The organism is Streptomyces sp. NPDC085866, from assembly GCF_044541035.1.
Classification (GTDB): domain Bacteria; phylum Actinomycetota; class Actinomycetes; order Streptomycetales; family Streptomycetaceae; genus Streptomyces.
Map to the genome: position 1 here is coordinate 185,829 of NZ_JBITSQ010000002.1, position 18,282 is coordinate 204,110.

The 18,282-nt window shown below is 72.2% G+C and carries 18 protein-coding genes; 9 read left to right on the plus strand and 9 right to left on the minus strand.

Annotated features, from left to right (window positions below; genetic code table 11):
• The first annotated feature begins 195 nt into the window (after positions 1–195).
• Both ACIF83_RS04255 and ACIF83_RS04260 read left to right on the plus strand, forming a co-directional pair.
• Positions 196–387 carry a hypothetical protein gene (locus ACIF83_RS04255; protein WP_393478616.1) on the plus strand — a complete coding sequence of 64 codons (192 nt, stop codon included), beginning with the start codon at positions 196–198 and terminating at the stop codon, positions 385–387.
• A 144-nt stretch (positions 388–531) separates the two neighbouring features.
• Complete coding sequence (locus ACIF83_RS04260) at positions 532–1,587, plus strand: NUDIX domain-containing protein (protein ID WP_398140072.1); 1,056 nt, start codon at positions 532–534, stop codon at positions 1,585–1,587.
• A gap of 132 nt (positions 1,588–1,719) precedes the next feature.
• Here the strand turns inward: ACIF83_RS04260 and ACIF83_RS04265 are convergent, their stop codons facing one another.
• The 3 genes from ACIF83_RS04265 to ACIF83_RS04275 all read right to left on the minus strand — a co-directional run bounded on the left by ACIF83_RS04265 (position 1,720) and on the right by ACIF83_RS04275 (position 4,911).
• The gene (locus ACIF83_RS04265) at positions 1,720–2,766 is read right to left on the minus strand and encodes a protein kinase family protein (protein WP_399723329.1); all 1,047 of its coding nucleotides are present in this window, start codon (positions 2,764–2,766) and stop codon (positions 1,720–1,722) included.
• 10 nt (positions 2,767–2,776) lie between these two features.
• Positions 2,777–3,493 carry an MBL fold metallo-hydrolase gene (locus ACIF83_RS04270; RefSeq protein WP_399723331.1) on the minus strand — a complete coding sequence of 239 codons (717 nt, stop codon included), beginning with the start codon at positions 3,491–3,493 and terminating at the stop codon, positions 2,777–2,779.
• A gap of 62 nt (positions 3,494–3,555) precedes the next feature.
• Positions 3,556–4,911 (minus strand): dipeptidase, encoded by a 1,356-nt coding sequence (locus ACIF83_RS04275; RefSeq protein WP_393478626.1) that lies wholly within the window; start codon positions 4,909–4,911, stop codon positions 3,556–3,558.
• A gap of 131 nt (positions 4,912–5,042) precedes the next feature.
• On the opposite strand from ACIF83_RS04275, the gene ACIF83_RS04280 reads away from it, so the two are divergent.
• Positions 5,043–6,284 carry a geranylgeranyl reductase family protein gene (locus ACIF83_RS04280; RefSeq protein ID WP_393478629.1) on the plus strand — a complete coding sequence of 414 codons (1,242 nt, stop codon included), beginning with the start codon at positions 5,043–5,045 and terminating at the stop codon, positions 6,282–6,284.
• Here the strand turns inward: ACIF83_RS04280 and ACIF83_RS04285 are convergent.
• The gene (locus ACIF83_RS04285) at positions 6,274–6,729 is read right to left on the minus strand and encodes a nitroreductase family deazaflavin-dependent oxidoreductase (RefSeq protein WP_393478631.1); all 456 of its coding nucleotides are present in this window, start codon (positions 6,727–6,729) and stop codon (positions 6,274–6,276) included. The genes ACIF83_RS04280 and ACIF83_RS04285 overlap by 11 nt on opposite strands.
• A gap of 149 nt (positions 6,730–6,878) precedes the next feature.
• Between ACIF83_RS04285 and ACIF83_RS04290 the strand changes: the two genes are divergently transcribed.
• The gene (locus ACIF83_RS04290; RefSeq protein ID WP_393478634.1) at positions 6,879–7,568 is read left to right on the plus strand and encodes a TetR/AcrR family transcriptional regulator; all 690 of its coding nucleotides are present in this window, start codon (positions 6,879–6,881) and stop codon (positions 7,566–7,568) included.
• Between the two features lie 33 nt (positions 7,569–7,601).
• On the opposite strand, the gene ACIF83_RS04295 is transcribed toward ACIF83_RS04290, so the two are convergent.
• A complete protein-coding gene (locus tag ACIF83_RS04295) occupies positions 7,602–8,654 on the minus strand; it encodes a medium chain dehydrogenase/reductase family protein (protein WP_399723335.1) in 1,053 nt (350 codons plus the stop codon).
• Positions 8,655–8,821: 167 nt separating this feature from the next.
• Here ACIF83_RS04295 and ACIF83_RS04300 point away from each other — a divergent pair, with 167 nt between their 5' ends.
• The 3 genes from ACIF83_RS04300 to ACIF83_RS04310 all read left to right on the plus strand — a co-directional run bounded on the left by ACIF83_RS04300 (position 8,822) and on the right by ACIF83_RS04310 (position 11,446).
• Positions 8,822–9,472 carry a TetR/AcrR family transcriptional regulator gene (locus tag ACIF83_RS04300; RefSeq protein ID WP_399723337.1) on the plus strand — a complete coding sequence of 217 codons (651 nt, stop codon included), beginning with the start codon at positions 8,822–8,824 and terminating at the stop codon, positions 9,470–9,472.
• A gap of 91 nt (positions 9,473–9,563) precedes the next feature.
• On the plus strand, positions 9,564–10,784 hold the full coding sequence (locus ACIF83_RS04305) for a sensor histidine kinase (RefSeq protein WP_399723339.1): 1,221 nt from the start codon (positions 9,564–9,566) through the stop codon (positions 10,782–10,784).
• Positions 10,781–11,446 carry a response regulator gene (locus tag ACIF83_RS04310; protein ID WP_386575136.1) on the plus strand — a complete coding sequence of 222 codons (666 nt, stop codon included), beginning with the start codon at positions 10,781–10,783 and terminating at the stop codon, positions 11,444–11,446. The genes ACIF83_RS04305 and ACIF83_RS04310 overlap by 4 nt, the downstream gene beginning before the upstream one ends.
• On the opposite strand, the gene ACIF83_RS04315 is transcribed toward ACIF83_RS04310, so the two are convergent.
• Positions 11,407–11,691, minus strand: coding sequence for a DUF6332 family protein (locus ACIF83_RS04315; protein ID WP_393478642.1), 285 nt, complete (start codon positions 11,689–11,691; stop codon positions 11,407–11,409). The genes ACIF83_RS04310 and ACIF83_RS04315 overlap by 40 nt on opposite strands.
• Before the next feature lie 73 nt (positions 11,692–11,764).
• Positions 11,765–13,255 carry an MFS transporter gene (locus tag ACIF83_RS04320; RefSeq protein WP_399723341.1) on the minus strand — a complete coding sequence of 497 codons (1,491 nt, stop codon included), beginning with the start codon at positions 13,253–13,255 and terminating at the stop codon, positions 11,765–11,767.
• 85 nt (positions 13,256–13,340) lie between these two features.
• On the opposite strand from ACIF83_RS04320, the gene ACIF83_RS04325 reads away from it, so the two are divergent.
• On the plus strand, positions 13,341–13,739 hold the full coding sequence (locus tag ACIF83_RS04325) for a MarR family winged helix-turn-helix transcriptional regulator (RefSeq protein ID WP_393478646.1): 399 nt from the start codon (positions 13,341–13,343) through the stop codon (positions 13,737–13,739).
• A gap of 7 nt (positions 13,740–13,746) precedes the next feature.
• On the opposite strand, the gene ACIF83_RS04330 is transcribed toward ACIF83_RS04325, so the two are convergent.
• Positions 13,747–14,487 (minus strand): maleylpyruvate isomerase family mycothiol-dependent enzyme, encoded by a 741-nt coding sequence (locus tag ACIF83_RS04330; protein WP_399723344.1) that lies wholly within the window; start codon positions 14,485–14,487, stop codon positions 13,747–13,749.
• 201 nt (positions 14,488–14,688) lie between these two features.
• On the opposite strand from ACIF83_RS04330, the gene ACIF83_RS04335 reads away from it, so the two are divergent.
• Positions 14,689–15,726, plus strand: a complete 1,038-nt coding sequence (locus tag ACIF83_RS04335) for a LacI family DNA-binding transcriptional regulator (RefSeq protein ID WP_399723346.1) — start codon at positions 14,689–14,691, stop codon at positions 15,724–15,726.
• Positions 15,727–15,801: 75 nt separating this feature from the next.
• Here ACIF83_RS04335 and ACIF83_RS04340 read toward each other — a convergent pair whose 3' ends face one another.
• Complete coding sequence (locus tag ACIF83_RS04340; RefSeq protein ID WP_399723348.1) at positions 15,802–18,267, minus strand: M48 family metalloprotease; 2,466 nt, start codon at positions 18,265–18,267, stop codon at positions 15,802–15,804.
• Positions 18,268–18,282: the final 15 nt, after the last annotated feature.

Here is an 18,282-nt window from a genome sequence, read left to right on the forward strand (position 1 = left end):
TCTCCTTGTCGTGGTCCGCCTGTGTCCGGCGGGCCGGGACCAGGACGATACCGACGCCGTGATCGCCAGGGCCACGGGGTTTCCGTGGCGACCTCCGCTCCCGGACGCTCGGCCCATGGGGTTCGCCGCCATGACCTTGCCGGGAATCGCCGTGATCCGCGTGACTCGCGGACGGTTCCGCAGTTGATCCAGGGTATGAAGAAGCGGAGCATGCTCGCCATCGCCACCCTCGCCACCGGATTCGTCGTGGCTGCCGTCACCCCCTCGCACGCCGCGGACAAGGGGCCGCTCGGTGACCTCAACGTCTCCGGCACCCTCGACCACGTGGACCACGTCGTCAGCCAGGACAGCTTCGCCGTGGACGACCACGCGCAGGGGCAGGAGTAGCCCGGCCCGGTGCCCGGACCCCGTGCCGGTGTCCCCGACGCGAGGGGCACCGGCACGCGCGTGTGCGCACCCTCAACTGGATGTGGTTTCCGTGGCAGGGTGGAGCGGGCAAGCCACAGGGGGCCAACAGAAGAGGGGGAGTCCGTGACCGTCGTCTGGATCAACGGCGCGTTCGGTGCGGGGAAGACCACCACTGCACGGGAACTGATCGAACTGATCCCGAACAGCGCGCTCTTCGACCCCGAGGTCATCGGTGGAGCGCTCGCGCACCTGCTGCCGCCCAAGCGCCTCGCCGAGGTCGGCGACTTCCAGGACCTGCCGATCTGGCGCCGGCTCGTGATCGACACGGCGGCCGCGATGCTCGCCGAGCTGGGCGGGACCCTGGTGGTCCCCATGACCCTGCTGCGCCAGGAGTACCGCGACGAGATCTTCGGTGGCCTCGCCGCCCGCCGGATCCCCGTACGCCATCTGCTCCTCGCCCCGGCGGAAACGATCCTGCGCGAGCGGATAGCCGGGCGGGAGATCCCGCCGGACCTGGCCGACGGCGAGATACGCCAGCGGCAGTGGGCGTACGACCACATCGAGCCCTATCGGACCGCCCTCGCCGCCTGGCTCACCGCCGACGCCCACCTCGTGGACACCAGCACCCTCACTCCGTACGAGACCGCCGTCCGCATCGCCGACGCCGTCGGCAGCGGCACGGTACCCCCCTGTGACATCGTGCAGACGCCCGAACCCACCGCCGAGACCCTCGCCGCCGGAGTGCTCCTCTTCGACGAGCAGGACCGGGTGCTGCTCGTGGACCCCACCTACAAGCCCGGCTGGGAGTTCCCCGGCGGGGTCGTCGAGCGCGGCGAGGCTCCCGCCCGCGCCGGTATGCGCGAGGTCGCCGAGGAGACCGGGATAAGGCTGCGGGAGGTGCCCCGGCTGCTCGTCGTGGACTGGGAGCGGCCCGTGCCCCCCGGCTTCGGCGGGCTGCGCCTGCTCTTCGACGGCGGCCGGCTGGACACCGCCGAGGCGGCCCGGGTGCTGCTGCCGGGGCCGGAGCTGCGCGCCTGGCGCTTCGCGACCGAACAGGAGGCCGCCGACATGCTGCCGCCGGTCCGCTACGAGCGGCTGCGCTGGGCGCTGAGGGCCCGCGAACGCGGCGCCGCGCTCTATCTGGAGGCCGGCGTGCCGGTCGCCGGACAGGCCGCCTGAAGCACTCTGACGGATCCTCGGATCCCCGCCGCGTCCGTGCTGTCGGCGGGGATCTCGTCCTGGCTCTTCTGCGGACGTCCTCGACCGAGTCGGTCGCCGCGATCCGCCCGGCGGGAACCCGGTGGCCTGCCCCTACGCCGAGAGCATCGAGCTGTTGTAGGCGCGGTTCAGCTCGGCGTCCGGGTACGGGGTCAGCCGGCTCTCCCGCACGAGTGGCCGGCTGAAGTCGCCCATGGCGGCGGCGGCGGGCGCGTAGCGGGTCAGCAGCTCGGCGGCGGCCCGGGGAACGCCCTCGGGCCGGGCACCGGCGGCCAGCGCCCGGATGTACTCCTCGCGCTCTTCCCGGCCGTACCCGTACAGCGCGGTGACGAGCCAGATCACCAGGTGATAGGCGATGTAGACACGGTCGTAGTTCCGGTGCCGGGCGAAAAACTCCCGCTCCTCGTCGTCCAGCCGGAAGGTGGAGCCGAGTGAGAGGCCGAAGTCGGTGAGGTACAGCCTGCGGCCGTCGGTCAGGATGTTGCGGAAGTGGGCGTCGAAGTGCAGGAGTCGGTACGACTCCAGCCCATCGGTCAGCTCCGTCAGGCCCTGTGCCACCCGGGTGCACGCCGCGTCGGCGCGGTCCGTGCGCAGTTCGGCGTCCAGCCAGTCGTGCAGGCTGTGCGGGACGTGCTCCAGGAACAGGGTCAGGCTCGCGGAGGCCGACCGCAGAGCTTCGAGGCGTTCGCGCACGCCCGCGCCCCAGTAGGCCACGGCCCGCTCCACGTCGGCGAGTTCGTCGGGGAGGGGCTGGGGCTCGTCGGGCAGCACCCGCCAGTGGTGCAGCAGCGGAAAGCCGGGGAACCCTCCGGCCAGCACGCGCTCTGTGGTCAGCGCGTGCGCGGCCAACTCCCGCCAGGCGGTGTAGCCCGGGCTGCCGATGCCGTAGTGGCAGTACGACGGCAGACCGAACAGGTTCGCCGTCGACCGCTCGTTCCCGGGCAGCCGCTCCAGGTCCGTCAGCGGCACCCGCTTGACGAACACCGGCCGGCCGTCGACAAGGAGGCGTACGGCTCTGCCGCCGATGCCCGTGCCGAGCGTCTCGCCCGCCGCGACCAGCTCGGCCAGCTGCCGGTCGCCCAGCGGGGCGAGGGAACGGACGATGCGGGTGTGGGCGGCGAGGCGTTCGGGGAAGGTCATGCCTCCATGATCAGCCGGTGGCCGGGTGGCTGTCCGCCGCTCTCCGAAGTGCGGCCGAGGCCCTGCCCACGACCGGGTCACCGTGCCCGAAGCAGGCCACTTCCGCGTCGAGGGCCGCCAACCGGTGCAATGAATCGAGGAGTTGGGGGCGGTCGAGGTTGAACACTCCCGGTATCACCGCTCCGTCGACCGGCGAGGCCGCCACCGTGTCACCGGTGAACAGCACGCCCTCGTCGGGCAGGAACAGCGCGATGCTGCCGTCGGTGTGCCCCGGTACGTGGACGACCCGCGCACCGCCGCCGAAGTCGAGCACGTCACCGTCGGACAGAGGAGTGACGCTCCGCGGGCGCACCCGCTCGCCCTGGGGAAGGTGCCTCGACACCTCCGCGTGGATCGGCAGCTCCCAGTCCTCGAACCGCGGAGGCGGCCCGGGGAGTTCGCCCCGTACGAACGGTGCGTCCAGGCCGTGGGCCAGTACCTCGGCGCCGCTGAGCTCGGCGAACTCGCCCGCCCCGCCCGCGTGGTCCTCGTGGAAATGGGTCAGCACGATCCGTCGTACGTCCCCGGGGGCGCGGCCCAGCGCGGTGAGCGCGTCGGCGATCGTGCGGCCCGCGCCGACCGCCCCCGCGTCGATCAGCGTGGACTCCGCTCCGTCGTACCAGAAGTAGGCCTGGCCGACCGGGAAGCGCAGGAGGTGGAGGCGGGGGAGCAGTTCGATGACGTCCATGCGCCGACGCTAGGCAGCGCCCCCGCCGTCGGGCGAGGGCGCTCTGCCGTCGGCAGAGGACTTCAGCCCGCCGCGTAGTTGCGCAGGAACAGCGCCTCGGCGACCGACAGCCGCTCCAGCTCCTCGGGGGACACGCTCTCGTTGACCGCGTGGATCTGTGCCTCCGGCTCGCTCAGGCCGATCAGCAGGATCTCCGACTCCGGGTAGAGGCCGGCGAGGGTGTTGCACAGCGGGATGGTGCCGCCCTGGCCGGCGTACTGCATGGTCTCGCCCGGGTAGGCGATCGCCATCGCGTCGGCCATCGCCCGGTAGGCCGGGCTGGAGGGGTCGGCGCGGAACGGCTGGCCCTGGCCGATCTGCTCGGTGCTCACCCGTGCGCCCCACGGCGTGTGGGCCTCGATGTGGGCCTGGAGCAGCTTGGTGGCCTCGGCCGAGTCGACGCCCGGCGGCACCCGCAGGCTGATCAGGGCGCGGGCACTCGACTGGACCGACGGGGTGGCGCCCACCACGGGCGGACAGTCGATGCCGAGGACGGTGACGGCCGGCCGGGCCCAGATGCGGTCGGCCACCGAGCCGTCACCGATCAGACCGACTCCGTCCAGCACCTTGGCGTCCTTGCGGAACTGCTCCTCGGTGTACTCGAGACCGTCCCACTGCGCCGTGGCGTCCAGGCCCTCGATGGTGGTCGAGCCGTCCTCCGCGCGCAGGGAGTCCAGGACGCGGATCAGCGAGCCCAGCGCGTCCGGGGCGGCGCCGCCGAACTGGCCCGAGTGCAGGTTGCCGGCGAGGGTGTCGATCTGTACCCGGACCAGCGTCATGCCGCGCAGGGTGGTGGTCACCGTCGGCAGGCCCACGCGGAAGTTGCCCGCGTCACCGATGACGATCGTGTCCGCCTCCAGCAGCTCGGGGTGCTGCTCGGCGTACCGCTCCAGGCCGCCCGTGCCCTGCTCCTCGGAGCCCTCGACGATCACCTTCACGTGGACGGGGATGCCGCCGTTCGCCTTCAGGGCGCGCAGCGCGAGCAGGTGCATGATCGCACCGCCCTTGCAGTCGGCGGTCCCGCGGCCGTACCAGCGGCCGTCCCGCTCGGTCAGCTCGAACGGCGGGGTGTCCCAGCCCGCCTCGTCCAGCGGCGGCTGCACGTCGTAGTGCGCATAGAGCAGAACCGTTTTGGCACCCTCGGGGCCCGGCAGGTAGCCGTACACGGACTGCGTGCCGTCGGGGGTGTCGAGGACGGCCACGTCCACGAAGTCCTCGGCGCGCAGCGCGTCGGCGATCCAGTTCGCGGCACCCTCGCTCTCGCTCTTCGGGAACTGCGCGAAGTCCGCCACCGACTTGAAGGCGACCAGTTCGGTCAGCTCCGCCTTCGCCCGGGGCAGCAGCGAAGCGACGGTCTCGGCGACCGGATTCGACGACATGGGCACGCTCCTCGTGGGTGCGACGTTGTACGGCTGGATAGACCGATCCTCCCACAGTGGCCTGCGACGACGGTCGCCGTAGGATGCGGGGGACAGGTGCGGCAGCGGCTTGATCGGAGTAGTAGACCATCGTGAGCGGCGAGAACTCTTCGGCGGACGACGTGCAGCGGGTGTGGGACGTCGTCGTGGTGGGCGCGGGACCCGCGGGGGCCTCGGCCGCCTACGCGGCAGCGGTCGCGGGGCGACGCGTGCTGTTGCTGGAGAAAGCCGAGCTGCCGCGTTACAAGACGTGCGGCGGCGGCATCATCGGCCCCTCGCGCGACGCGCTGCCGCCCGGCTTCGAGCTGCCCTTCCAGGACCGTGTGCACGCGGTGACGTTCTCGAACAATGGGCGCTTCACCCGCACCCGCCGCTCCAAGCAGATGCTGTTCGGGCTGATCAATCGGCCCGAGTTCGACCAGCAGCTGGTCGAGCACGCCCAGAAGGCGGGCGCCGAACTGCGGACGGGTGTCGCGGTGCAGCGCGTCGAGCAGCACGGCTCCGCGGTGCCGGACCGGCGCACGGTCGCCGTGGTGCTCCAGGGCGGGGAGACGGTCCTGGCCCGCGCGGTCGTCGGTGCCGACGGCAGCGCCAGCCGTATAGGGGCGCACGTCGGGGTGAAGCTGGATCAGGTCGACCTCGGCCTGGAGGCGGAGATCCCGGTCCCGGACACCGTCGCCGAGGACTGGAAGGGACGGGTGCTCATCGACTGGGGCCCCATGCCGGGCAGCTACGGCTGGGTCTTCCCGAAGGGCGACACCCTGACGGTCGGTGTGATCTCGGCGCGCGGCGAAGGCGCCGCCACCAAGCGGTACTTGGAGGACTTCATCGCCCGGCTCGGGCTGGCCGGCTTCGAGCCGAGCATCTCCTCCGGGCATCTGACGCGCTGCCGTGCCGACGACTCGCCGCTCTCCCGCGGCCGGGTGCTGGTCTGCGGTGACGCGGCGGGCCTGCTGGAGCCGTGGACCCGTGAGGGCATCTCCTTCGCGCTGCGCTCGGGCCGGCTGGCGGGGGAGTGGGCGGTCCGGATCGCCGAGGCGCACGACGCCGTCGACACCCGTCGCCAGGCCCTGAACTACGCGTTCGCGATCAAGGCGGGGCTCGGTGTGGAGATGAGCGTCGGCAAGCGCATGCTGGCCGCGTTCGAGCGCCGTCCCGGTATCTTCCACGCGGTCCTCACCGGCTTCCGCCCCGCCTGGCGGGCCTTCAAGGACATCACGCAGGGCTCGACGTCCCTGGGTCAGCTGGTCCGGGCGCACCCGCTCGCCCAGCGCGCCCTGACCGCGCTGGACCGGGGGCCGGCGACGGCGGCGGAGGACCCCGTCACTTCGTGACGGTGATCCGGAAGACCGGGTGGTCGGGGGCGATCCCGAGGATCTCGGCGTCGGACGACTTGGCCGTGACGCCCGCGAAGTAGTCCTTGACCTCCCAGCCCCACTTCTCCAGGTAGGTGCGCAGGATCGGGAGCTTCTCCTCGTCGGGAAGCTCCGCCACGGTGAACGCGCGCACCTTCCGGCCCACCCGCAGCTCTCCGCCGTTCGCGGCCCGCACGTTGCGCACCCACTGGGAGTGGCCGCGCGCCGATACCAGGTACTGCTCGCCCTCGTGGGTGTGCGGGTTGACCGGGACGCGCTGCATCGCGCCGCTCTTGCGGCCGCGCACGGACAGCTCGGCGGAGCCCGCGATGCTGAGCCCGTGCCGGGCGAGCCAGGCGACGATCCCGTTCATGCGCACGGCCATCGGGCTGCTCTTCACGTAGAACGGCGAAGACGACGACATGGTGACTGACCCCCACTGTTGGGAGAGCGGTGCTCTCGCTTGACTCCAGTGTGGGGGAGATGGGCGTGCCAGTGCAAGAGCGGTGCTCTCGTTTTTGTCCGGCGCTCTTGTTTGTGTGCACTGCTCTGTCGTCGTGGCACACTGCTGGCATGAGCACCGCACAGGGCGCCCGAGCGCGGGCCAGGATGGAAGTCACCGCCGCCATCAAGGACGAGGCGCGCAGACAGCTCGCGGCGGAGGGTGCGGCCAAGCTCTCGCTGCGGGCCGTGGCTCGTGCACTGGGCATGGTCTCCTCGGCGCTCTACCGCTACTTCCCGAGCCGTGACGAGTTGCTGACCGCGTTGATCATCGACGCCTACGACTCCCTCGGCGAGGCCGCGGAGGCCGCCCACGGAGCGGTCGCCGGCGCGGACCGCGTGCGTCGCTGGACGGCTGTGTGCGAGGCGGTGCGCGCCTGGGCCCTCGCCCATCCGCACGAGTACGCCCTGATCTACGGATCGCCCGTCCCCGGCTACGCCGCCCCCGAGACCACCGTCCCGGCCGCCTCCCGTGTCGGCCTGCTCCTCATCGGTATCGTCCGCGACGCCCACCAGGGTCCCGGCCTCGCCGACCTGCCCCTGTCGGCCGAGGTGCGTCCCGAGGCCGAGCGCATGGCGGCGGACCTGGTACCCGACCTGCCTCCCGAGGCGGCCGTGGCGCTGGTGGCGGCCTGGGCCCAGCTGTTCGGGCTGGTCGGGTTCGAGCTGTTCGGGCAGTTCCACCGGGTGGTCGAGGACCGGGAGACCTTCTTCCGGCACGCGGCCGCCCGGCTTGCTCACGGCGTGGGACTCCGCCCCTGACGGTCGGAGTCCGGGCCCGGCTCCCGGCCTCACCTATGCCCCCGGGATCAGGACGACCTTCCCGGTCACCGTGCCGGACTCCGCCAGCCGCATCGCCTGCGCGGCCTCGGTGAGCGGCAGCCGGGCGGCGATCCGTGCGGAGACCTCGCCGCGCTCCAGGGCGTGGAACACCTGGGTGAGGTCGGCGCGCAGCCGGGTCCGGAAGCGGTCCTTGCTCAGGGCGCGACCCGCCCAGACGTTGAAGAAGTACGCGTGGCGGCCGTTCGGCAGCGCGTTCCACCACGACACCCGGCCGAGGATCTTCAGGACGGGCCACTGCTTGGATCCCGTGTCGTCCCGGGTGGTGGCGCTGCCGTAGGCGACGAGGGTCCCGCCGGGGGCGAGCAGTCGCCAGGAGTCGGTGACGCTGCGCCCGCCGAGGTGGTCGAAGACGGCGTCGACCCCGCCGGGGGCGAGTTCCCGGACCCGGGCCGGGACGTTCTCGGTGCGGTAGTCGACGGGGGTGACGCCCAGCTCGCGCAGGGCCTCGTGATGGCGAGCGGACGCCGTGCCGATCACCTTCAGGCCCGCCGCCCGTGCGAGTTGGACCAGGACCGTGCCGACACCGCCGTTGGCGCCGTGGACCAGGATCGTCCCGCCGCTGCGCACCCGGGCCTTGCGGTGCAGCATCTGCCACGCGGTGATCCCGTTGACCACCAGTGTCTCGGCCTCCGCGGCGCCGATCCCGGCGGGCACCTCCACCGCGTCGCCCGCGTCGAGCACCACGTGGCTGGCCCAGCCGCCCACCTTGACCAGCGCCGCCACCCGCTTGCCGACGAGGCCCGGTGCGACGCCGGTGCCGGCCGTGAGAACCGTGCCGACCAGGTCGTAGCCGGGCACGAACGGGAACGGCGGCTGGTCGTAGTAGCGGCCCCGACGCATCTGCTGCTCCGCGAAGGACACCCCGGTGGCCTCCACCCGCACCACGATCTGCCCGGCGCCCGGCAGCGGGATGTCCCCTCGCCGGAGCTGCAGCTCCTCGGGCTCGACCGTGCCCGGCAGGACGACCTCGACGAGTTCCTTGCTCTCCAAGTTGACGCTTTCCATGACGACCTCCGGGTCGGAGAAGGAGTGCTAGAGCACTTCGCTTGAGTTAGAAGCTATAACTAAAATGACCCTCCATCTCTTAGGTGTCAAGCTCTCGCCGACAATTTCGTTACGACCTCTCTCGACAGTGATAGGTTGAAACTCCGAAGACGAGGAGCGTGAGAGCGATGGCGGCAGGCGCGGCAAGTCCCCGGGAGCGGTACCGCAGCCAGGTGCGGGCGGAGATCAAGGCGCGGGCCTGGGAGCAGATCGCCACGGCGGGGGCGTCGGGGTTGTCCCTCAACGCCATCGCCAAGGAGCTGGGCATGAGCGGGCCGGCGCTCTACCGGTACTTCGGCGGCCGGGACGACCTGATCACCGAGCTGGTCAGGGACGCCTACCGCAGCCTGGCCGACACCTTCCGCGCCGCGGCCGACGCGGGTTCGGGGCTGCCCGGGCTGGCCGGGGCGCTGCGCCGCTGGGCGCTGGAGGACCCCCAGCGTTACTTCCTCGTCTACGGCACGCCGGTCCCCGGCTACCAGGCGCCGGCGGACACCACCGCGATCGCCCAGGAGATCATGGCGGCCCTGCTCGACGCGTGCGCGGCCGAGGAGCCCCAGGCCGCGTCACCCGACGCGCTCGAGACCCATCTCGCCGACCACCGCCAGTGGGCCGGCGACCACACCGCCCCGCCGCACGTCCTGCGCCGCGCCCTGGCCTTCTGGACCCGTATGCACGGGATGCTCTCCCTCGAACTCGCCGGCCACTTCACGGGCATGGGCTTCGATCCCGAGCTGCTGTTCACCGCCGAGGTGGAGGGGCTGACCGGCGGGCGCTGAGCGCACGGGCGGTCGTACTCCCCGGGGAGTACCCGTGAGCACCTCGCCCGGCTGACGTCCGCGCGGCCCGTCGGCGTCTAGCGTGGCGGGCATGGAAGAGCAGCGCGGAGGCGGTCCCTCGCACTGGTGGCGGTACGGGCCACCGTGGGGGAACCGGCCCGGCGAACCGGAGTCGCACGTCGCCCGCCTGCCCTGGCGCTCCACGGTGCTGATCACCGCGTTCGTCCTCGTCGGCTCGACCTTCGCCGCGCACTCGCAGCCCCACCGGGAGCAACTCGACGGGTACGCGCGCGTGCTGCTGCTCCTGGCCTCGCTCCTGCTGCTGTGGCGGCACCGCCACCCGGTGGCCGTCGTCTTCGGTACGGCGACCGCGGCGCTGGTGTATCTGAGCGCGGGCTATCCCTACGGCCCGGTCTTCCTGACCGTCGCGGTCGGTTGCTTCAGTGCCGTCGTCGCCGGGCACCGGCGGGCCGCCTGGGCCGTCGTCGGCCTGCTGTGGGCCGGGCACGCCCTGGTCGCGCTCTGGCTCTACCGGTGGCTTCCGCCCAAGGGCGACACGGCGGCGAGCGTGGGGCAGGAGATCGTCGTCGCCACCTGGGTCCTGGCCGTCGTCGCGCTCTGCGAACTCGCCCGGGTGCGCCGCGAGCAGTGGGCGCGCGAGCGCGCGGACCGCGCCCAGGCCGCCAAGCGGCGCGCCGACGAGGAGCGGCTGCGGATGGCCCGCGAGCTGCACGACGTACTCGCGCACAGCATCTCCGTCATCAACGTCCAGGCGGGCATGGGCCTCGCGCTGCTGGACAGCGACCCCGAACAGGCGCGCGCCGCGCTCACCACCATCAAGGCGGCCAGCAAGGAGGCCCTCGGTGAGGTGCGCCAGGTGCTCGACACGCTGCGCGCACCGGGCGCCGCGCCGCGCACCCCCGCGCCGGGTCTGGACCGGCTGCCGGAACTGGTCGAACAGGCGGCGGCCGCCGGACTGACGGTCGATGTCCGGGGCGAGGCTCCGCACCTGCCGCCCGGCACCGACCTCGCGGCCTTCCGTATCGTGCAGGAGGCCTTGACGAACGTCGTACGGCACTCCGGATCGAGGCATGCGCGCGTGCGGTTCGAGCACGGCGGCGGCGAACTCCGGCTGCGCATCGACGACGACGGGCCCGCGACCGGAGCCGACGCCGGCGGCAGCGGGAACGGGCTGGCCGGCATGCGGGAGCGGGCGGCCGGGCTGGGTGGCACCATCGAGGCGGGCCCGCGCCCCGACGGCGGCTTCCGGGTGCTCGCCGTACTGCCCTTGCACACCAGGGAGGATCAGTGATCCGGGTACTGCTCGCCGACGACCAGTCGCTCGTGCGGGCCGGTTTCAAGGCGTTGCTCGACGCGCAGCCGGACATCGAGGTGGCCGGGGAGGCGGCCGACGGCGAGGAGGCCCTGCGCCGGGTGCGCGAACTGCGGCCCGACGTCGTCCTGATGGACATCCGCATGCCCCGGCTGGACGGCCTGGCCGCGACCCGTCGCATCACCGGGGACGCGGAGCTGAAGGACGTGAAGGTGGTCATGCTCACCACCTTCGAACTCGACGAGTACGTCTTCGAGGCGATCCGTTCGGGCGCCTCCGGGTTCCTGGTGAAGGACACCGAGCCGGACGAACTCGTGCGCGCGGTCAGGGCGGTGGTGGAGGGTGACGCGCTGCTGTCCCCGGGTGTCACGCGCCGGCTCATCGCCGAGTTCGCGGCCCGCTCCAAGGAGCCCGCGGCGGCGGACACGCTCGCCCAGCTCACCGAGCGGGAGCGGGAGGTGATGGCGCTGGTCGGCATCGGCCTGTCCAACGAGGAGATCGCCCGCCGCCTGGTGGTCAGCCCGCTCACGGCCAAGACCCATGTGAGCCGCACGATGGTCAAGCTGGGCGCCCGGGACCGTGCCCAACTCGTCGTCCTCGCCTACGAGTCGGGGCTGGTGCGACCCGGCTGGCTCGGCTGACGCTCCCGCTGGAAGCGGACCAGCACACTCACCACCCGGGCCAAGAAGACCACCGGAGCGACCGCCAGGCCGAGCCGCAGCAAGGCGGCACCGAGCAGACGCGGAAGATCGAAGAGGAGTGCCGGCCCGGCGACGGCCCCGAACACCACGGCCGCCGCGAAGGTGGCACTGACCAGCGCGTATCCGATCTCCACCGTGGCCGCGTCCTGCTCGGCCTTGGTACGCCGTCCCCCGTATGTGTCCATCCGGCCAGTCTCACAGACGTGCGCCCGGCGGGACAAGCAACTCCCGCCGGGCGCACGCTTGGAGGCGTTCCCCCTAGTCACGGACCGCCACGCGCTCCGCTTCCGCCTCCTTCACGGTGGATCCGGCGACCACGATCGACGGCTGGGCGCGATGGCTGCGCAGCCCGGTAAGCGTGATCAGCAGGCCGGCCACGGCGATGCCCGTGACGACCATGAAGCCCGGCCGGTAGCTGTCGAGGACGGCCCGCGGGGTGGCGTCGGCCGGCGCGGCCGCGGTCACCACGGCCGTCACGACGGCCAGGAAGATCGCCCCGCCCACCTGCACCGAGGTGTTGAGCAGCCCGGAGACCATGCCCTGCTCGTGGTCCTCCACTCCGTTGGTGGCCTGGATGTTGAGCGAGGGGAAGACCAGCGCGCAGGCCGCGCCGATCAGCAGCATCGACGGCAGGATGACGGCCGCGTACACCGGGTCCAGGTCGACGCGCAGGAACAGCGCGTACCCGACGACCATCAGCGCGAAGCCGGTCGCGATCAGCCGCGGGGTGCCGAACCGGTCGACGATCGCGCCGACCTTCGTCGAGGACACCGCCACCAGCGCGCCCGCCGGCAGGAAGGCGAGCGCCGTGTGCAGCGCGGACCAGCCGAGCAGGGACTGCATGTACAGGGTCGTCAAGAACTGGAACCCGACGTACGAACCGAAGAAGGCCACCGCGCCGAGCTGGGCGCGGACCTGGCTGCCCGAGCGCAGCACCCCGAGCCGGACGAGCGGGCTCGGCGAGCGCCGCTCGACCAGGACGAACGCGGTCAGCAGGGCGGCGACGGCCAGGAAGGACAGCAGCGTACGGGCGGAGGCCCAGCCCGCCTCGGGCGCCTGGACGACCGTGAAGACCAGCAGCAGCATCGACGCGGTGCCGATGACGGCGCCCGGGATGTCGTAGCCGGCGTGGGTCTTCTCGCGTGCGCTGCGCGGCAGCAGCTTGAGGCCGGCGACGAGCGCGATCAGCGCGATCGGTGCGGGCAGCAGCATGGTGAAGCGCCAGCTGGCCTCGGTGAGCAGGCCGGAGAGGACCAGGCCCATCGAGAAGCCGGTGGCGGCGCAGGTGGTGTAGATGGAGAGCGCGCGGTTGCGCAGCGGGCCCTCGGGGAACGTCGTGGTGATGATCGACAGGCCCGCCGGCGCCGTGAAGGCGGCGCTCAGGCCCTTGATGAAGCGGCTGGCGATCAGCAGCGGGCCCGAGTCCACGAGCCCGCCGAGCAGCGAGGCGAGCGCGAAGATGCCGAGGGCCACCAGGAACACCTGGCGCCGGCCGAGCAGGTCGGCGGTGCGGCCGCCGAGGAGGAGCAGGCCGCCGTATCCCAGGATGTAGCCGCTGACGATCCATTGCAGCGTCGACGTGGACAGATGGAGATCGGAGCCGATGGACGGCAGCGCGACGCCGACCATCGACACGTCGAGCGCGTCCAGGAACATCGCGGCGCACAGCACCAGCAGGGTGCCCCACAGCCGGGGAGTCCAGCTGACCGTCGAGGACGGGGTCGCAGGGGTGGTGAGCGGAGAGGTCATGCCGACGACACTACATGCGCATGCATCGAATGCAAATGCATTTAATTCCGATGCAACAATCTCGTTTCTCTGCTACGGTGCGCCCATGGCGGCGAACAGGGCTGAGCGGACGCTCGTTGAGCAGTGGCGGGACATCCTCGCGCTGCATGCCCGCACCCAGTGCGAGCTGGACCGGACCCTGCACGGGCACGGCCTGTGCGCCAGCGACTTCGAGGTTCTCGACCTGCTCGCCGAGTGTGCGGCGGCGGACGGCAGCTGCGCCTACCGCGTCCAGGAGATCTCGGAGCGGGTTCATCTGAGTCAGAGCGCGCTGTCCCGGCTGATCGGCCGCCTGGAGAAGGACGGCCTCGTCGAGCGGGCCATGTGTCCGGAAGACCGGCGTGGGGTGCGCGTGGTGCTCACGGCCAAGGGGCGCGCGCTGCACGGCGAGGTGCGGCCGATGCAGCGCGCGGTCCTGGCCCGGATGCTGGCCGACGCCGACTGACGGGACCTCAGATCCCGGACTTCTCCCGCCACAGCGCCGCGAGAGCGGGATCACCGGTCACACTCGGTACGGGCATCCGGTTCCACAGGGCCAGGTACAACTGGGCGGCAGGGCCCGTCAGTTCGGCCTCCGCCTCCCCGGATCCGTCGCGCGAGGTCACGGGCGGCTCCGCCGACAGCCGTACGGTCCACACCGCGTCCGCACCCGCGTCCACCGCCCGCACCCGCAGCACGCGCGGCTGCTCCGTGCGGACCCGGCTCCGGGGCCGGGCGTGGAATCCGCGCAGCAGCTCGTCGATGCCGTCGGCCGCGAACTCCGTCGCGATCGGCGACGCCGTGCCGCCCCGCGCGGCCTCGGCGTCGTAACGGTGGACGGCCGTCTCGTGCGCCTGCCGCCGGGTCCAGAACGCCAGCGGCGAGGGGGAGGGGGCCGGGAGGAAGGTCCAGCACTCCAGGTCGGCCGGCGCGGCGGCCAGGGTCTCCACCAGCCGGCGGTGGCTGTCCCGGTACCAGGCCACCAGCTCGGCGCCGTCCAGGTCCGGGCCGTCGGTGAGGGGGCGCGGCGCGGTGTGCGCGGCGGCGACGAACGCCGTGGCCCAGCGGTGCACTGCGCCCGTGTGCCGCAGCAGGTCCTTGACCTGCCACTCCGGGCAGGTCGGCACCTTGGCGTCCGTACCCGCAAGCTCGGCCGCGGCGGCCAGCAGCCGGCCCTCCCGGTCCAGGGTCTCGAGGAATTCGGCAGTCTCCATGGGGCTGAGTGTGCCGGATGGAGCCCGCTCGAAGGTCCTGTGTTTTCGCTCAACGGGTTCCGTCGGCGGCGAACCGGCGCGTGCGCCTCGCTGTGCGTCGTCGTCATCAGCGTTCCACGGGGATCTTCGTCCGGGCCGCAGAACCCTTTAAAACGCTTTAAGTCCTGGTACTGTCGGGCCCGTCTCGCCGACATGTCAAGGATGTCGCAGCAGGAGAATCCGGCAGGAGGGTCAGTGGCCGACGCAGGTTCCCGCCCCCGGCTGGAGGACGTGGCGGCGCGGGTGGGTCTGTCCACCGCCTCGGTGTCCCTGGTGCTGCGCGGTGTGCCCGGTCCGAGCGAGCGCACCCGGCAGCGGGTCCTGAAGGCCGCCGCCGACCTCGGCTACCAGGTCGACCGCACGGCCAGCCTGCTGGCCAGCAGGCGCAGCCGACTGCTCGGCGTCATGGTCGACGTCCACAGCCCCTTCCACGCCGAACTCGTCGAGCACCTGCACACCACGGCGGAGCAGTTCGGCTACGACCTGGTGCTGAGCACCCAGACCCGCACCCGCGACGAGCAGACCGCCGTCGAGACCCTGCTCGCCTTCCGCAGCGAGGCGCTCATCCTGCTCGGCCCGGTCGCCCCCGCCGACACCCTCGCCGCGCTGCACCGCAAGGTGCCCGTGGTCGCCGTGGGCCGCCGTATCCCCGGCGCACAGCTCGACGTGGTACGGACCGCGGACGACGACGGAGTCGGCCAGGTCGTCGACCACATGGTCGCGCTCGGGCACCGCTTTGTCGCTCACGTCGACGGCGGCAAGGGCGTCATCGCCACCGACCGCCGCCGCGGCTACCGGGACGCCATGCGCCGGCACGGCCTCGCCGAGCACATCCGGATCCTGTCCGGCGACAACACCGAGCGGTCCGGGGAGCGCGTGGCCCGGCACCTGCTCGACGAGGGCGAACTCCCCACCGCCGTAGTGGCCTACAACGACCAGTGCGCCATCGGCGTCCTCGCCGCCCTGTCCCGCGCGGGCGTGGCCGTCCCCGGCCGGGTCTCGGTCGCCGGCTACGACGACGACGCGCTCTCCCGCCTGAGCCTCGTCGACCTCACGACGGTCAGCCAGAGCGCGGAGGACCAGGCACGACACGCGGTCCGGGCGGCGGTGGAGCGACTCGACGAGGGGCGCAAGGAGCCGCGCGAGGTGGTGCTGGCGCCGCGGCTTGTGGTCAGAGGGAGTACGGGAGAGGCGGCTTGACGGGGTCGGCTGCCCGGCAAGGGTGTCTGTGCCGGTCGGCCGACCGACGGCGGCACGCGGTCCGGCCGCGAGGTGTCAGCCGCTGAACCAGATCTCCCAGACGTACTGGTCTCCGCGAAGCGTGACAGCCACGGAGGCGATGTCGGCTGCGACAAGGACGACGAGGGCCGTGACCAGTGCCCAGGCTTGGGTCCGGGCAGGCATCCGGGATCCGCCCCCTGCGCGCGCATCGCGCCGGGCAGGGGTCCGGCTCCGTGCCAGTGCTCTTGCGCCGGCTCCCAGCAGGGTTGCGGGAATCGCGGCCAGCAGCCCGCGCAGGGCGATGGCCCGCAGGTCCCCCGCGAGGACCTCGGGGACGAACGGGACGGCACACCGGCGGGCAGCCGAGCCGAAGACGCCGGCGCAGCCGACCACCGCGAAGGCCGGCGCGCGGCCGAGAGCTGCCACCAGCGCGGTCACTGCTGTGCCGGCCAGGACGAGTGCGGGCCGGCGCCTTGGGACAACGGCCGAGATCACCAGGGCCACGACACCCTGGGCGATGCACGCGAGCGCGATGTAGGTGTGCCAGTAGACGGCCGGGAACCCCGTGTCGTACTGCGTTCCGGAATAGTGCAGGACAGCGGGCGGCAGTGCGGTCCGCGCGAGGAACGGCATGGCCGCGCCCGCGCCGATCACCGAGATCCCTCCGGACAGGCCTACGAGCAGAGCCGTTCCGATCTGTGGCCGGACGTCCGCGTCGGTGCCGCTCGCGTTGCCCGGGACCAGGGTCGGGACGAGCGGCACGAGCCAGAGCAGCATCAGGCCCACCAGGGCGGACGGGAGGTGCCCCTGCGCAGTGAGCGGCTGCCATACGAATCCCGTCCAGCGGCTGAGTGCCGTGTACCAGCCGATCGAGGAGCCGATGTCCGGGGCGTCCCCCAGGAGGGGCTGGAATCCGTTGCTTTCGCTGATGCGCCGGACGGAGTACCAGACGGCGAACCATGGGGCGAAGGAGACGACGGACGTGGCCACCACCGCGTGCAAGGCTCTCCGGCCGTGGGCCCGAGGAAGCACGCCGCGCGTCGCGGAGACGAGCCAGACCGTGACGCACACGGCCCCGGCCAGCAGAACCGGTCCCGTCCACAGCAGCCATGCAAAGCCCTGAACCTCGAGCGTGGTGGCAGGTTGAGGGGTTCCATCCGTGATCAGAGGCAGGCTGGCTCCGGCGAGGTACCCTCCGACGAGTGCGGCGGGAAGCGCCGGCCATGCGGCCCCGGGGGACCGAGGTGCCGGGTCGGACGCCGCGACGGTGCGCCACACGGCTGCGGCGAGCACTCCCGTGAGTGCGGCGCCGATGGCGCAGCCGACCGTCAGGTCGCCCGCAAGGGTGTTGAGCTTTCCCCAGAGCAGCTGGAACAGGGTGTCCACCAGGGCATCGGTACTGGCTGTGAAGACGCCTGCCACGACACCGGCACCCAGCATCTCCCACACTGTCGGGCGGGTGAGCAGGGCCGGTTCGCGCAGGACGCGATCCCGCATCTCGGGCGTCGGCCAGTACCCCAGCCGGCGTGCGAGCCGTGCAAGGGCGGCGCGTGCGGAGCTTCGGCCCGCGGTGGGACGGTTCAGCAGCGCCCGGGGGATCGCCGCTGCTGCCTCGTACCCGATCTGCGCCGCAGCCGTGGCGTCGGCGTGCAACTCGCGTGCCCGCAGGACCGAGTTCCGCACGAGCTGGACCAGCACGGTGAGGGCGGCCGCCAGCCCCAGGGCATGAGGCACGTCCACGAGGTACCGCAGGGCGACCGGCGGGATCACGGACGGCTCGCCGGGCAACGCGCTGCGCAGGGTCAGCGCTCCGAAGGGCAGCACCGCGACGGTCAGGAAGGCCCACCCCATTCCGAAAGCCAGATAGGTCTTGTCCACGTCGCGATTGCGCAGGTGCGCCAGCTCGTGCACGGTCACGGCGCGGAACATGTCGCGATCCGTGCGGAACCGGCGCACCAGACCTGCGTCGATGATGACGCGCCGCCGCCAGGGCAGGCCGAAGGCGAGCCCGTTCGACGAACCGGCCCGAGTGTCCAGCAGCCAGACGGGCGCGGGTCGCACGCCGACCGTGCGGCACAGATGGTCGAGGTACTCCGCGATCTCCCGCTGGTCGGGGTCGCCCTTCGACGGAAACCGCGACAGCGTGCGCGAGCGCAGGCTCGGCAGCGCCGGAAATCTCTCGCACCTGCTGCGGGTCACCCACCAGGGGTGCGAGAGGTAACAGGCCAACGCCACGCCGCACAGCAGCAGGAACCCGATGCCGACCCACTGCGCCTGGTCGACGAAGGCGGGCTGCTGACAGATCGACAACAGGCGCCGCGACTCCTGGTAGCCCTGGTCGGTCTGGTCCGGGAGTGCGATCCGGCGATCCTGGAAGCACCGGCTGAACGTGCCGAAGAAGAAGTCCGCGTTCTGCGGGACGAGGAAGTAAGCCTGGAGGAAGACGTACAGTCCGCCTGCAGCCACGGCCGCGATCAGGAGGACGAACCGGCTGGTCGTGCCGCCGGGAACGCCTGACACCCGCCGTCCGTCACG